Source organism: Marinomonas colpomeniae, assembly GCF_014803385.1.
GTDB lineage: Bacteria > Pseudomonadota > Gammaproteobacteria > Pseudomonadales > Marinomonadaceae > Marinomonas > Marinomonas colpomeniae.
Window position 1 is genome coordinate 71,476 of record NZ_JACYFC010000001.1, and the last position, 14,993, is coordinate 86,468.

Consider the following 14,993-nt stretch of genomic DNA (forward strand, 5'->3'; position numbering starts at 1 on the left):
GAAATTAAACGGTACTGAACAATAAAAAAATTCAGAACTGATAAACCGTAGGTTATTTAGAAAAATAACGTTAAAAATACTTTTACGTTTAAAGCCATGTAAATGTATTGAATGATATAAAAGGGTCAGACTACTTAGAGGTAGACAGCTTAGGGGTACAAAGTTCGAGTCGCACCTTGTGTTCTTTCATTAATGCATTGATGGCCTTTGGTGGTTGCTCATCTGTAAAAAGTCTATCAACTTGGGTGATATTTCCTAATCGCACTACCGCATTGCGGCCAAATTTTCCGCTGTCTGCTGCTAAAAAAACCGTACGGGAGTTAGAAATTATGCTTTGGGCAACGCGTACTTCCTGATAATCGTAATCAAGTAAAGAGCCATCGTTTGGATCAATACCACTGATACCAACAATGCCAAAATCCACTCTAAATTGATTAATGAAGTCGATAGTTGCTTCCCCCATTACACCACCATCACGAGAGCGAACGGTTCCTCCAGCGATAATAACAGTGAAGTCTTCTTTTCCACTCAATATAGCAGCTACATTGAGGTTGTTAGTAATGACCTGTAAACCTTGATGATTCAAAAGGGCACGAGCAACGGTTTCTGTGGTGGTACCAATATTAATAAATAAAGAGGCATTGTTGGGTATCTCGGCTGCTATACGTTTGGCTATTTGTTCTTTTGCTGGTAGCTGCAAGATTTGTCGAGCCGCGTAAGCTACATTTGTCGTGCTTGAATCGTAACTGGCTCCCCCATGATGTCGACGAATTTTATCTGCTTTCGCCAGTTCATTAATATCTCGGCGAATGGTTTGAGGTGTGACGGAGAATTTACCAGCCAGTTCATCGATCGTCACATAGCCCTGTTCTTTTACGATAGCGACAATCTTATCTTGGCGAGAAAGTTGGCTCATATTTTTTATTCTCCTTAAAAAAGGTTACTGCTTGCTAAGTGAGTATGCATTGGTTTTTAATAAGGTATATTCGTATTTGAATATTTATGTTCAAAAAACAAAACAAAAACAATAAATCATTCACTTTTTGAGTGGTTGTGATTTCAAAGAGAATTCACCATGACCCATTATATTCTTGCTATTGACCAAGGTACTACCAGTTCACGTGCTATTTTATTTGATGAGAAAGGCACGCGTGTCAGCCAGTCTCAGCAAGAGTTTCCTCAAATTTTTCCGGATGATGGCTGGGTAGAGCATGATCCTGAAGATATTTGGTCGTCGACTTTATCGGTTTGTCGTTCTGTTCTCAAGGATACAGGGATAGATGCGCAGGCGATAGCAACCATAGGCATCACAAATCAACGTGAAACAACCATTCTTTGGGATACTGAAACAAGTGAGCCTGTTTATAATGCTATCGTTTGGCAAGATCGTCGTACGAGTGAATTCTGCCAAGCATTAAGCAATCAAGGTTTAGGTGAGAAGGTTCAAGAGAAAACAGGTTTATTGATTGATCCATACTTTTCAGCGACCAAAATCCGTTGGGTATTAGACAATGTTGATGGCGCGGCGGAAAAGGCAAAAGCAGGGCGTTTGGCATTTGGCACAGTAGACAGTTTCTTATTGTGGCGTTTGACCAATGGTAAGTCTCATAAAACTGATGCGACTAATGCCGCTCGAACCATGGCCTTTAATATTCATACTCAAGAGTGGGATAAAGAGCTGATCGATATTTTAGGTATTGGCGATGTTCTCTTTCCTGAGGTGATGGATTGCAGTGCAGATTTTGGGGTGATCGATGTCTCTTGGCTAGGCGCTGAAATTCCTGTGAATGGTATCGCTGGTGACCAGCAGTCTGCCTTAGTTGGGCAAGCTTGCTTCACGCCTGGAATGGTAAAAAGTACTTATGGTACAGGCTGTTTTCTAATTTTAAATACCGGTGATATAGCTATTCGTTCAGAGCATAAGCTGCTAACAACAGTAGGCTACCGATTAAATGGTAAAGTTACTTACGCTTTAGAGGGTAGTATTTTTGTTGCTGGCGCTGCTATTCAATGGCTGCGTGATGGTTTGAAGCTTTTTTCAGACGCTAAAGAGACTCAAAGCTTAGCTAAACAAGCATTGAATGATGACTCTGTTTATCTTGTGCCTGCTTTTACAGGTTTGGGTGCGCCGTATTGGGATCCAGATGCACGCGGTGCCATGATTGGTTTAACGCGAGATACGAGCGTAGCCGATATTGTAAGTGCTGGTTTGCGCTCTGTTTGCTATCAAACGAAAGACTTAGTAGGTGCCATGGCTCAGGATGGCGCTACGTTTAGCACACTACGTGTTGACGGAGGCATGGTTATGAACGATGTTATGGTGCAGTTCTTGAGTGACTTGTTAGAAATTACAGTTGAACGTCCTTGTGTCACTGAAACAACCGCGCTTGGTGCTGCTTTCTTAGCTGGTTTGCATGTTGGTATTTATAAATCTTTGGATGATGTGACTGATTTGTGGCAAGCCGATAAATGTTTCGAACCTGCTATGGAGAAAGGCACGGGAGACAAGTTATACCGAGGTTGGCAAAAAGCAGTAGACCGTGTTCGAACAAAAGATTAGTTCTGTTTACGTTTTTACACATGCCATTTCTTGTGTACTTGGTTAATTATCGCTAAATTTACTGTAAGTATTTTACAAAAAAAGGTTTTAACAATGTCTAAACAGTTTGCCGAAGTGCAACAAGATGATTTTATGAAGTTTGGTGGCGAACGCCCTAGCTATTTAGAAATCGAAGATGCCTTGATGGCGCTAGGTGGTCATGGCGTTAATGGGAACAACTTTAAAAACGAAATGGTTAAGCTTGCAGGCTGGACTGGTGGTGCGTTGACGACGTATGCACAACGAGCTGCGGTGGCTCAGGCTGCATTTAACAAAATTCGTGAAACACTTCCTAAAGCCAAATCAGACGATGAATTAAGAGCATTGCTTAAAGCATCTTAATTGATTGTCAGTGGATTGTATTTTAAAAAAGGGAGAAACGACTTTGATCGTTTCTCCCTTTTTTTGATGTCTAGTTGATTGCTTTACTCTGCGTCAGCGACGGCTCTTACACCGTATTCTTCATCTAATATACGGCCAATCGCATTATTACCAGCAAGATGATGCGCATATTGCATGTGTAGGCATCGAACTTGATCCCAGTTGGCTATCCCACCAATACCTAGCTTATGAAATAAAGGTTTAAACCCTTTTTCTTCAATAATTGCTTTGTGTTCATCACTCATTACTTCCCAGCGACGTGCGATGTAGTCTCGATGAGAGGCGTGATGCGCTTCTCTTAATGTCTCATCGTCTTTAATGCGTTGTTCTAGTTCTTTAACAACGCCTTGGCTTTCGATTCTAGCGAGTGCTTTATCTATCGCTTTACTTGAAAGCCAATAAACGGTTGGAAACGGTTGGTCAAATACCCAGGTTTCCATTTCTAGGACTTGTGGCGTGCCATTAGGTGAATAATGCGCAATAGCATTTATGCCAGTTGGAGCACGCTTTAATTGCATTGTGATTATGTCTATATCACGTTGGGAAAGTGGTTTTTTCATGATGTCTTATTTTTTAAAGAATGATGGGTGGCTTTTATAAGGTGTAATTTTATACGGTTATGTCTATAAAGCTATTTTTTGGTGTGTTTTTTTGGATTTAGTTTTGCAGTAAGGATGTTTGGAAATCTGTGTTTATATGGTGAATGCTGGGAAGTTGGCTGCAAATTTCTGTATCCATTCTGCGGCGGCTTCATTATAGTTAAGTCGGCGACCTTCTATTTTGGCTTGACGTCGATAATGCTCTATCTGGGATAGTTGCTCAATCATGCGGACACAGTAACATTCTTCAGTAGAAGGGAATTCAATCGCGATTCGATAGCCATCTGTTTCTTGGTCACACCAAACAACACGTCCAGAGACGCAAAAGTTTGGGTCTATCTCTTCTAATGTAATTCTTACCGAGCGTCCATTATCAAATGGACGAGAGGTGAAGGATGTAATACCGACAAACCCAGCTCTTTCTTCATTAACATGAGGAAAGGACTGATCTTCTATTAGCGTAATATCTAATGGAAGGTCTCTCGGATGTGCAACAAATTCCATCGCAACAAGCCAGCTACTGTTTCAGATAGTTAAGTTATCGGCCAATAAGGCAGAGTGTTTAAAAAAGAATGCGAATTGTACGCTTTTTGCTCTAGCTGTACAGACGGATTTTAAAATGCGAGAGTATAAAATCATAACTTTTACTTATATAGGCGCTGAATCGAATTTGTTAATTAATATTTATTTGTTGTTGGCAGAGTTCGCCTAACGTTTTTAGCGCTGAATCCGTTCTGTTATCCCAGTCTAGAGCATAGTTCAGTCTAAAGTGATGACTGAATTGGGGTGTTAAACTAAAGGCTAGTCCAGGTAGTAATCCAATGCCACTTTCTAGTGCTTGAGCTTGTAATATCATTGAATCTACAGTGTTTGGTAGCGTGATCCAAAGTAAGAAGCCACCTTTAGGTATTGAAACCTCTGTTCCTTCAGGGAAGTGCTTCATGATTAATCCCTGACAGCGAAGTAAATTTTCTTGGTAGGCCGATCGAGTTTTTCGTAAATGACGGTCATAAGCGCCATTCTCTAAAAAATTAGCAATGGCGGTTTGCGTCAGTGTCGGTATGCCAAGAGACTGTACATAGGCATAATGTTCTATTTGAGCTTGGAACTTACCTCCTACAATCCACCCAATACGAAACCCAGGTGCAATACTTTTTGAGAATGAGCTGCAATAAATGATACTGTCATTTTTATCGTCAGCTTTTAGTGCTCTTTCACGTTTATCTGAATAGCTTAGTTCGCCGTAAACGTCGTCTTCAATGAGCGTAAAATCGTGTTCAATTGCTTGTTTGATAAGCTGTTGTCTTGCTTGATTGTCAAGTGTTGCGCCGGTTGGGTTTTGGCTATTTGGTGTTACTACACAGGCTTTGATATTCCAGTTTTCTGCCGTACTTTCGAGTAAATCTAAATCAATGCCTGTTTGTACCGAACAAGGTATTTCAATAGCTTTTAGGTTCAGTACTTCTATTGCTTGTAATACGCCGTGGTAAGTGGGGCTTTCAATGGCGACAGTATCTCCAGGTTCTGTCACGGCTTGCAGTGCAAGCATTAACGCATTTTGACAGCCTAGGGTGATTGTAATGTCGTCTGGTTGAAGTTGGCAGCTACTGTCTAGCATTCGAATAGCAATTTGACGTCGTAGGCTGAGTGATCCAGGTGTGAATTCATAAGCAGCACACATTTCTGGTTCTAAACGCATTAAGCGACCAACTGAACGCTGTAATTGTCGGATAGGAAGATATTGGCTTTTAGGAATGGCTGCGCCAAATTGAATAATGCTCTCGTCTTGCGAGGCATGTAATAAACAATTTAATAGGGTCTGTGTGGTGCTACCGTTTTGAGATGGTACAGTTTTGGTTAGATTTTCTGGTTGTAATTGGGTGTTCTGTACAAAATAGCCTTTCTGCGGGCGTGCTTTAATAACACCTCTATCTTCTAAGAGGCTATAAGCTTGAAGTACGGTTGCAACACTGACTTCCATTTGTTTACTGGATTTTCTGACTGAAGGGATTTTTGCTCCAGGTAAAAAAATACCTTCATGAACTTGATGTTCAATTTTGTTGGCAATTTTTTCGTAGAGAGGAAAGTCCATAAAATGTAAATCAAATATATAAAAATAGAGCATCAATCTACCAGATTGATGAAATGAAATAAATCAATGTTAGCGTTGGAGTCAGCTAGTTAAGAAATAGGGCTGTGAACGTTTATTATTTAGAGCGTGTAATTTTCTGTAAACACAGTATTATCGGTTCCTGTTTAAATGGTCAGTTTTATGTTGTTGTGTCTTATTTGGCATGATAGTTGTATCGAGAGTTTAAAGAAGCTAAAAATTTAGAGGTTAATTATGTCGTTGTCTGTTATCCAAAGGATTCTGTTTGGTTTTAGTATTTTATTACTATTATTGCTAATGATTGCAGCTTCAGGTTTTGTAGGAATTAATAAAATCGAGGATAGATTAAATGTCGTTACAGGTAAAGTTGCGAATATTACATCTACCAGCAACCTTCTAAAAGAAGATTTAAGTTTAGCCAATGGTGCTGTTTTACAGTATCTGTTGAGTAAGTCCCCGGATTCATTAACGAACTTATCTGAGGGCTTTGTTACATATAAGGACGATTTTATAAGTGTGTCAGGGCAATTAGGCTCTCAACTTGCAGGTCTTCCTGTGATGAAAAAAGCACTTCAGAATATTAATTTCGAAGTGGATACCTTTTTTGGCTACACAGATATGGCCTTTTCTAATCATGAAAAAATGTTAGGTATGCAGGCCATTATTGCCAATGAAAAATTGGATTTAAAAGATGCAATTATTTTTACTTCTGAAGACTTATCAATCTTAGAAGAAGATGGTGATGACTTTGAAGTTCAGTTTTCCGCGGCCTATATGCAAAACCAAATACAAAGCCTGCAGCTATCAGTAATCGATTATTTTGATTTGCATAGTTTAGAAAAAATGCAAGAACTGCGTGAAGTAATGGTCGCAACGATTGCAGGAATTAAAGGCAAGCAAACTTACTTAAATAACGAAGACATTGACGAGCTCGTTAGTGAAGTCGAAGCGGGTGTATTATCGGAAGATGGTGTTATCGCTAAACACTATGAGAATGTCCGTTTGGAACAAGAATCAGAAATATTAGCTAAGAATTTGTCAGACAGCATGAAGGTGGTCAGCACACATGTTGAAACATTGTTATCTGAAGCTAAATCAATGAGTGATATTGCAGCGGTAGAAGCAAGAGATGCGGCATCATTGTCTACGTTAATTATAAGTACTGTATTAGTTACTTCTATTATCATTGCGATTCTTGTCGCCTTATGGGTAAGTCGCAGTATTCGACTCCCCTTGAAAGAAGTTATGAGTGTCTTAGGCAAAATATCCGATGGTGATTTTACTCAGCGCAGTAAAGTAACGACCAAAGACGAATTCGGTGAGTTATCTGCTTGGGTTAACGGACTAGTAACGAAACTTCAAAGTGTAATGAGTGAAATTGATCAAGCATCTAATGAGGTGTCGGGGTCTGCTGCCGGCAATGTTCGTTTGGCGGGAGAGTCTAAGCAATTAATGAGTGCTCAAAATGAGCGTACTACAGAAGTTGCTTCCTCAATGACTCAGATGGCAGCAACGGTTAACCAAGTGGCTCAAAGCTCTGAAATTATTTTGCATCAGATTCAAGGTGTCGATCAAAGAACTGCTCAAAACCGTGCACAGATGGATTCTAATATTCAAAAAATCGAGCATCTTCTTGTCCAACTTGAAGAGTCCACCGTGGTTGTTAATCAATTGGATGAACACTCGAAGAACATTGATCGTATTTTGGATGTTATTCAAGAGATTGCAGAGCAGACGAATCTATTGGCACTTAATGCTGCTATTGAAGCCGCTCGGGCTGGTGAGCAAGGCCGAGGTTTCTCTGTTGTTGCAGATGAGGTTCGCACGCTAGCAAATCGTACTCACAGCTCAACTGAAGAAATTCAAAATGTTATTGTGCAGTTGCAGCAAGGTGTTACGAAAACAGTTGGCAGCATGTCGGAAAGCCGAAAGAGTGCTCATTCAAGTGCGGAAGATACTCGTTTGGTCGGTTCATCATTGAGCGATTTACAAGGTGATATGGCTGAAATTCGTGATCTGAGTACACAAATTGCAACGGCTGCGGAAGAGCAATCTGCTGTTGCACAAGAAATCAGACAAAATATTATTGAAATATCAGAAATGTCTGAGCAAGCTGCGAAAGGTTCAGATAAAAGTGAGAAAGACAGCGAAGGTTTATCACAACTGGCTTCTCATCAGAAAAAGCTTCTGAGTCAATTTAAAATTGTTTAATGGTTTTTCTTGGATGGGTTGCGTTAATATAAGCGCAACTTAATTCTCTGGAGATAAAGGCTATGTCAATTCTTATTGGTGATATGTTACCTCATGGAACATTTCAAGTAATGGGAGAAGAAGGCCCTGAAACAATAGATGTCACGGAGTTTTTTTCAAGTAAAACCGTGCTGATGTTCGCTGTTCCTGGTGCATTTACACCAACATGCAGCGCGAGTCATCTACCTGGATTTGTTGTTCATTACGATGCATTAAAAGAGAAAGGAATAGACGAAATTATTTGTCTTTCGGTGAATGATGTTTTTGTTATGAACGCTTGGGGTGAAGCGCATAATGCTGAAAAACTAATAATGGCGTCAGACGGTTTAGCCGAGTTCACTTGCTCTATGGGACTAGAGCTGGATATTTCTGCTGCTAAGATGGGTATTCGTAGCCTTCGTTATGCCATGTTGGTTTCAAACGGAATCGTGCAGCAGCTTTGGTTAGAAGAGCCAGGTGAATATAAAGTAAGTTCTGCTGAATATGTATTATCTCAGTTGTAATTTTTTAGAGGCTACTCGCTAATTTTAAAAAAAGCGCTCATTTGAGCGCTTTTTTTATACGTCTATTTCTTGGGCTTTGAAAATTTTACTGAGATGATTCATTTGATGGTAGGATTCAATCATGTTTATACAGTTTCAGTTTCGTAGGAAAAATAATTATGTCTAGCATTATGGTATTGAATGGTCCTAACTTAAATTTACTTGGAACCCGCGAGCCAGAAACTTATGGTCATGAAACATTAGCCGATGTCGAAACAATGTGTCGAGATGCTGCTAAAACATTAGGCTATGACATCGATTTCCATCAGTCTAATCATGAAGGTGTGCTGATCGATTTAATTCATGAAGCTGGCCGACGAATAAAAGAGGGTGTGCTACTAGGCGTTGTCTTTAATCCTGGTGCCTACACACATACTTCCATTGCATTACATGATGCAATTAAAGGTGCAGATGTTTCTGTTATTGAAGTGCATATATCGAATGTTCATGCCCGTGAATCATTTCGTCACCACTCCTATATTTCATCTGTAGCAACTGGTGTTGTGGTTGGTATGGGGGTTCAAGGTTATGTTTTAGGGATCCAAGGTTTGGTTCATAAATTGAAAAATTAAACCATGTCGATTTAGAATACAAAAAAGCCGAATTAGGAAAACCTAATTCGGCTTTTTTGTATTCAAGTAATCTTTATAGATTATTAAAAGCAATTCGGGTGAGGTTTTCTGGTTGATCGTTTTTTACTACTACGTTGTCTTCAATACGAATCCCACCATAGGGCATGAAGTGTTCTATCTTGGATAAGTCACAGCCATGATTAGCGATTTCAGCCTTCATTTTTTCTATCAGCATAGGAATAAAATATAACCCCGGTTCTATAGTGATGACCATATTTTCTTCTAACGTACGAGTTAAACGTAAAAATGGTGCTTTATCGTCGGGTAGGTTTAACGTGCCTGCTTGATCAATTTGATGCCCACCCACATCGTGTACTTGTAAGCCCAGTAAATGACCTAATCCATGGGGAAAAAATATCTGAGGGATGCTTTTCGCAAGTTGTTCTTCAACACTTAGAGAACATATTTTGTGTTCATGTAATAAACCCGCAATACCAATAAGTGCTTCCTGATGTAAATCTCTAAAAGCCAGACCTGATGTAGCGCTTTGACAGAGTGCTTGTTCCATCTTATTCATAGTATTAAGCAAAGCATTGAAGTCATCATCATGACGAACAAAAGTACGAGTGATGTCACTGGCGTAGCCATGTTCGCTTGCACCCGCGTCAATTAAAAGAGTACGAGACGTAGCAGATGACTCAATAGCTTTATGTTCATAATGCAGCACAGCCGCGTGTTCGTTGAGGCCTACAATACCTGGATAAGGTTCTTGAGCTGCGGTTTGTTGACTCGCTTGTAAAAAAGCCAAGTGAATGTCTAATTCGCTCATGCCTGCCAAAAAAGCTTCTTTCGCGGCAACATGTCCTCTTGCTCCACGCATACTGGCTTGTCGCATTGCTTGGATCTCGAATGGTGTTTTAACCGCTTTGCTAAAATCGATGTACGCTTTTAAACCGTCATAAGGTGCAATAGTCGCCAGTGGATTAGGGCCAAGCCAAGCTGTTTTACTTGGTAAGCTCGCAAACCATTTATCTGATTTTTTGGCCAAAGTAATATTCCAGGCCTTTTGCCAATCACCACTAGGTACTGGGTTAGATGCGTGCCAAAAATCATCGCGAACAGGCCAAACGAGAGTTGGTTTTTGACCTGCCCTTAGAATAAGGTAAGTTTCTGCCCCCAGCAGAAATGGTAGCCATTGTTGCGTGCCAGAATAAGCGTGAAAAGGGTGTGTATGGTCATCTTGAAAGTAGTAACTCTTCTCACCAGTAGATAACACTATGGCGTCAATGCCAAAGTGGGTCATCGCATTGTTATAACGTGTTGTTAACACCGACAGGTGTTCTTGATAAAGTGCGGTTAGCATTGTAAAAGGCTCATGTTAATTGAATGAGGGCGCATTTTTATATCTATTTAGAAGGCGCTTTTTTATAAGAAATATCTGTTTTCAGGATACGCTAAATAAAATTTTTCTTGTCATTATTTAATAGGTAAACACACTAGAGTAATGTATTTTTTTGAACACTCGACTTGAGCTGGACCCACCTCAAATACTTCAACGCCATAACGGCGGCGATTCAACTTCAGATTATGCAGTCTCATGAAACTATAAATAATATGCCATGCTAAAGACAAGTTTTGGTAAGGGCCATAATAGCGTAGTTGTAAGTAGTAACCTCGTAGTACGATTCGTTCTGGACAAAGTTCACACGGTGCCAGATTTTGAATTGGAATACCCAATCGACCTGAAAAATCGTGATTAGCTAAATCAACCTTGTTATACAGTGCAAAACTTGGCCCTGATGGTGGGTTTTCTGGGCCTAATTGGGTAATTAAGTTGTGAAAACCTTGATCCATTTTTTGGGACATAGGTTGGTTTCTGACTGAAAAAGGGCGAGTGACAGCATCTACGTTGTCTAAGCGAGTCTGAGGGAGCCATTCAAAAACTGGTTTATGATATTCACAATCGGAGTTTTGGTTGTACTTGGCTAAATAGGCCAGTAGCTTTAATAGAGCAAGTTCTATGTCTTTATTTGCCCTCATTGCATAATCATCACGTCTCCAGCGTTTAAGAAATGGCAGTTTTCCTGTTAACTGAATCGTGATGAGGGTCTGTTTTTTTTGTTTGGCAAGACCAATATTAAAATGTAAGTCGTTTGGGTAAAAAGCGGGTGCATTTAATAATGTATGAAAGTAGCGCTCGCTCGAATTGGCGGGTTCTAAAGTAATATGGCCTGTTTTAATGAGAGGACTCTGCCATATTAAACGGGAAGGCAAATCAGACGTCGATCCAGTATTCAGATATTCATAGGTGATATCAGCATCATTATCAAAAATAAGCCAAGGTAACCAATTTTGCCAATGGGTTAAGTTGCTTAAATCTTTCGACAAAAGCTCAATAGGTACATCAATGGTTGAATTGTATCGACAAAAAAAACGATCTTTAAATAAGATTAGATATAATAATGAAGCAATAGAAACTGTGATTAAGAGTAATATAACTACCATGTTATTTTTCCTTCATCTGCAATGTATTGAGAAGTAAATACATTTTTCTGAATTCTCCCTAAAACCATAGGGATAATATTACTTTCCACAGCATAGTGTTTAATGTGACTCTTTGGCAAGAGCGTGTTTATTATACAATCAATATTTATGAGGGAGGTTAAAGTGAAATCGATATTAGTATGGGATTGTCCAGTACGAATAAGTCATTGGCTTATGGTACTTTTATTTACAGGTTTGATTTTAACTGGCAAGTCTAATGATGATTACATGCAATATCACTTCTATATGGGATATGGGCTATCAGCCGTTATTTTTTTTCGGATACTGTATGGTTTTTTTGGGTCTCGTTATGCTCTTTTTCAGCAATTTATTAGAAGTCCTAAGCATACTTTAAATTACATTAAATCTTTTTTATCGGGCCGTCCTAAACCCTATTTAGGGCATAACCCTTTAGGCGCTTTAATGACTGTTGCCTTACTTCTAGTCTTGAGTGCTCAGTGGGTAACAGGGCTTTTTAATAGTGATGATGTCTTTTGGTATGGGCCTTTTAATTCATTGGTGTCTGAAGATGTTATTCGCCAATTAACTTATGTGCATGGGCTTTTACCAGATTGGTTATTAGGTTTGGTTGGCGTGCATATTGTTGCGGTTTTGTATCATGAGATCTGTTTGAAAGAAGGCCTCATTAATTCAATGGTTCATGGACGAAAAGCGCACGATACTAGAGCAACTGATATTAAAACACCACGCTGGGGTGTTATATTCTCTTTACTAATGGGGTTGTCTTGGTTAGCAGCATTATGGATGATGGATATTTAAGATCCTTAGATATTTTGTATCTCAATGATGCTATCGATACAAAATATCTAGGAAGCAAAGATTTTTTAATTAGCGAGAAGGTATACCTTTACTAGATTCTGGTGCTGCATTTGTTGTCGTAACACCATCAATTAATACAAATGCAATTACACAAGGCACAGTACCTTTATTACTCCAAGCATGGTTGGTGCCTCGCTGTACTACAACATCTCCAGCCTTTAAAAGCACATCTTCTTCGTCCATCAACATATAAATCTCGCCTGATAAAATAACCGCATAATCCAGTGAATCAGTACGGTGCATAAATGGATGTCGAGCACCTTCAACGATATTCGCACCAGCACCCATTTCTGCGAATGCGCTAGGGCCATCTAGTTTTGCTAATACTTCAGGGTTTTCTGGTAAAAATTCAACGCAACGAAAAGCGCTTCCATGAGTTGGTGGATGTAAGATAAATGGCCCTTTACAGGTTTCCACATCACCATCGTATTCTGCTGGCGTACTGTCTGATAACCAGAAGTTAGTTAAAGTAACGCCAGGGCGATTTGGTCGTTGTAAAATGTGTTCTGCATATTGGTCCGATTCTACACAAGCAACACCATTGCTGTCGTGTCCAGTAACTACGCGTCTAAATTTCTGAGTCATTTTAAAGGCTCCTTATAATGACAGTTTAGGAATGTTTTTTTGTTTATATTTTTCAAGTAATACCAGAATTAATAAGGTACTTAGTCCTATTAATGCTGGTATGACACCTTGAAATAACAGAAGGGTTCCAGTGATAAAAAAAGCAAATCGCATTAATGTATTGATTGGTTGATACAAGCAGCCAATCACGGCTACAGATATGCAAATTATGCCTAAAACACCAGTGATGGCGGCGACAATGCCACCAAAGAAGCTTCCGCTTAGTAACAGCGCAGGAGAGAAACAAAAAGCAAACGGTAAGATGAAACTATTTAAGCCATAAGATGCCGCAGTCCAACCGACCTTATTAATATCTGCTCCAGCAATGCCACCAGCCACATAAGATGCTAGAGCGACGGGTGGTGTGATAGTGGAAATACAACCAAAGTAGAAAACAAAGAAATGAGCCGTCAGAACAGGTACGCCTAAATTTACCAACGCTGGTGCAATAACTGTCGCCAAGATAAGGTAGGCTGCGGTTGTAGGTAGCCCCATACCTAATATGATGGAAGTGATCATTGTGAAAAATAGCGCTAAAGGAAGATAGCCATTTGAAGCAATGTCTATCAGTAATGCAATTTTTGAACCTAATCCAGTGACTCCTAAAATACCAGAAATTATGCCAGCAGCGGCACAAGCGGCAGAAATAGTAATTACGCTTTTAGCGCCATCACTAATACCAGTGGCAAGTTTAGATAAAAACACCATGTCGATTTTTTTGCGTTTTAAAATATCTAGTCCTAATAAAACTACCATTGCCCACATGGATGCTTTGAAAGGTGAGTAACCAACTAACATTAATCCGATAAGCGTCATGAAAGTCGCAATGAAAGGTAGACCTTCAAGTAAAAGCACCGACAATGGCTTGTCTTCTTCTACGTTTAGCTTTGAAGTTTTAGGTTGGATGCCAGACTTAACTGCTTGTAAATGAACCATGGCAAAAATGGCAACAAAGAATAGTATTGCTGGTAACAGGGCCGTGGTCATTACTTCTGTATAAGGCACACCGACAATTTCCGCCATAATAAATGCAGCGGCGCCCATAACAGGTGGCATTAACTGCCCACCAGTAGACGCAACAGCCTCAATAGCACCTGCTTGATGAGGCTCGTAACCTTCACGTTTCATGATAGGAATTGTCACAGTGCCTGTTACCGCTACATTACCAGCCGCAGAGCCAGAAACCATACCAATAAGAGTTGAGAAAATAACTGCAGATTTTGCACTTGCTGCACGTAAACCACGAGTAAAGCGCATAGACACTTGGAAGAAAAAGTCTCCAGCCCCAAAGCCTGATAACAAAGCACCAAAAATAGTAAATACAATAATATAAGTCGCTGCTACGCCAATAGGAATGCCATATACGCCTTGAGTATTGGTTGTTAGAAACGTCACGATACGTTCAAAACTGTAACCTCTACTATTTAATACTCCGGGTAAATAACTGCTGATAAACGGGTAAGAGAAGAAGACGAAGGTAATGCCTGCCAGAACGGTACCGACGCCTCGTCTAGCGGCTTCAAATACTAATACTAAGATTACAATACCAGCGTAGAAGTCCATCGGCTCGACCATACCACCACTAAAGGCAATAGGTTTCCAACGCATTAGCATCCAGTAACCGGAGGCTAATGTCATCAGAATGAGTACTGTAGACAGGGCTGTATTTATTTTTGTACCAGCGAGCTTTTTAGAAAACGGCTTCAGCCCAAATAGGAGAGACAAAGCAAAACTCAGGTGTATTAATCGCATGCTCATCGTAGAGATGGAAAAAAGGCCCGAAATCACGGCTAAATGAAACAGACCAAATAGCAGTGCAATGGCAGATAAACTGTATTTATTCAAAGAGCCATACAGGCCATTTTGATTCATTAGATTCTCCTATCATGATATTGCTAAAAACGTTGCTAAATCTCACTAACTCATAAAAGT

At 39.8% G+C, this 14,993-nt stretch carries 14 protein-coding genes; 6 read left to right on the forward strand and 8 right to left on the reverse strand.

What is annotated here, in order from left to right:
* Nucleotides 1–130: 130 nt before the first annotated feature.
* A complete protein-coding gene (locus IF202_RS00360) occupies nucleotides 131–916 on the reverse strand; it encodes a DeoR/GlpR family transcriptional regulator (RefSeq protein ID WP_191592892.1) in 786 nt (261 codons plus the stop codon).
* A 159-nt stretch (nucleotides 917–1,075) separates the two neighbouring features.
* Between IF202_RS00360 and glpK the strand changes: the two genes are divergently transcribed.
* Entirely contained in the window at nucleotides 1,076–2,560 is a 1,485-nt protein-coding gene (gene glpK, locus IF202_RS00365; RefSeq protein WP_191592893.1) for a glycerol kinase GlpK, read from the forward strand.
* Between the two features lie 93 nt (nucleotides 2,561–2,653).
* Nucleotides 2,654–2,941, forward strand: coding sequence for a hypothetical protein (locus tag IF202_RS00370; RefSeq protein ID WP_191592894.1), 288 nt, complete (start codon nucleotides 2,654–2,656; stop codon nucleotides 2,939–2,941).
* Between the two features lie 83 nt (nucleotides 2,942–3,024).
* Here IF202_RS00370 and IF202_RS00375 read toward each other — a convergent pair whose 3' ends face one another.
* From IF202_RS00375 to IF202_RS00385, 3 genes are all read right to left on the reverse strand, one after another.
* On the reverse strand, nucleotides 3,025–3,540 hold the full coding sequence (locus IF202_RS00375) for a DUF501 domain-containing protein (protein ID WP_191592895.1): 516 nt from the start codon (nucleotides 3,538–3,540) through the stop codon (nucleotides 3,025–3,027).
* A gap of 132 nt (nucleotides 3,541–3,672) precedes the next feature.
* Nucleotides 3,673–4,083: a PilZ domain-containing protein gene (locus tag IF202_RS00380; protein ID WP_191592896.1), complete on the reverse strand. Its 411-nt coding sequence runs from the start codon at nucleotides 4,081–4,083 to the stop codon at nucleotides 3,673–3,675.
* Nucleotides 4,084–4,252: 169 nt separating this feature from the next.
* Nucleotides 4,253–5,671 (reverse strand): aminotransferase-like domain-containing protein, encoded by a 1,419-nt coding sequence (locus IF202_RS00385; RefSeq protein WP_191592897.1) that lies wholly within the window; start codon nucleotides 5,669–5,671, stop codon nucleotides 4,253–4,255.
* 252 nt (nucleotides 5,672–5,923) lie between these two features.
* Here IF202_RS00385 and IF202_RS00390 point away from each other — a divergent pair, with 252 nt between their 5' ends.
* The 3 genes from IF202_RS00390 to aroQ all read left to right on the forward strand — a co-directional run bounded on the left by IF202_RS00390 (nucleotide 5,924) and on the right by aroQ (nucleotide 9,053).
* Nucleotides 5,924–7,900, forward strand: coding sequence for a methyl-accepting chemotaxis protein (locus tag IF202_RS00390; protein ID WP_191592898.1), 1,977 nt, complete (start codon nucleotides 5,924–5,926; stop codon nucleotides 7,898–7,900).
* Nucleotides 7,901–7,962: 62 nt separating this feature from the next.
* The gene (locus IF202_RS00395) at nucleotides 7,963–8,442 is read left to right on the forward strand and encodes a peroxiredoxin (protein WP_191592899.1); all 480 of its coding nucleotides are present in this window, start codon (nucleotides 7,963–7,965) and stop codon (nucleotides 8,440–8,442) included.
* Nucleotides 8,443–8,600: 158 nt separating this feature from the next.
* Nucleotides 8,601–9,053: a type II 3-dehydroquinate dehydratase gene (gene aroQ / locus IF202_RS00400; RefSeq protein ID WP_191592900.1), complete on the forward strand. Its 453-nt coding sequence runs from the start codon at nucleotides 8,601–8,603 to the stop codon at nucleotides 9,051–9,053.
* A 73-nt stretch (nucleotides 9,054–9,126) separates the two neighbouring features.
* Here aroQ and pepQ read toward each other — a convergent pair whose 3' ends face one another.
* Together pepQ and IF202_RS00410 are read right to left on the reverse strand one after the other, a co-directional pair.
* Nucleotides 9,127–10,416, reverse strand: a complete 1,290-nt coding sequence (gene pepQ / locus IF202_RS00405) for a Xaa-Pro dipeptidase (protein ID WP_191592901.1) — start codon at nucleotides 10,414–10,416, stop codon at nucleotides 9,127–9,129.
* 113 nt (nucleotides 10,417–10,529) lie between these two features.
* Nucleotides 10,530–11,558: an AraC family transcriptional regulator gene (locus IF202_RS00410; RefSeq protein ID WP_191592902.1), complete on the reverse strand. Its 1,029-nt coding sequence runs from the start codon at nucleotides 11,556–11,558 to the stop codon at nucleotides 10,530–10,532.
* Nucleotides 11,559–11,720: 162 nt separating this feature from the next.
* On the opposite strand from IF202_RS00410, the gene IF202_RS00415 reads away from it, so the two are divergent.
* Complete coding sequence (locus tag IF202_RS00415) at nucleotides 11,721–12,377, forward strand: cytochrome b/b6 domain-containing protein (RefSeq protein WP_191592903.1); 657 nt, start codon at nucleotides 11,721–11,723, stop codon at nucleotides 12,375–12,377.
* A gap of 69 nt (nucleotides 12,378–12,446) precedes the next feature.
* On the opposite strand, the gene IF202_RS00420 is transcribed toward IF202_RS00415, so the two are convergent.
* Both IF202_RS00420 and IF202_RS00425 read right to left on the reverse strand, forming a co-directional pair.
* Nucleotides 12,447–13,022 carry a cupin domain-containing protein gene (locus IF202_RS00420; RefSeq protein WP_191592904.1) on the reverse strand — a complete coding sequence of 192 codons (576 nt, stop codon included), beginning with the start codon at nucleotides 13,020–13,022 and terminating at the stop codon, nucleotides 12,447–12,449.
* A gap of 12 nt (nucleotides 13,023–13,034) precedes the next feature.
* Complete coding sequence (locus IF202_RS00425) at nucleotides 13,035–14,933, reverse strand: TRAP transporter permease (protein ID WP_191592905.1); 1,899 nt, start codon at nucleotides 14,931–14,933, stop codon at nucleotides 13,035–13,037.
* Between the last annotated feature and the right edge of the window lie 60 nt (nucleotides 14,934–14,993).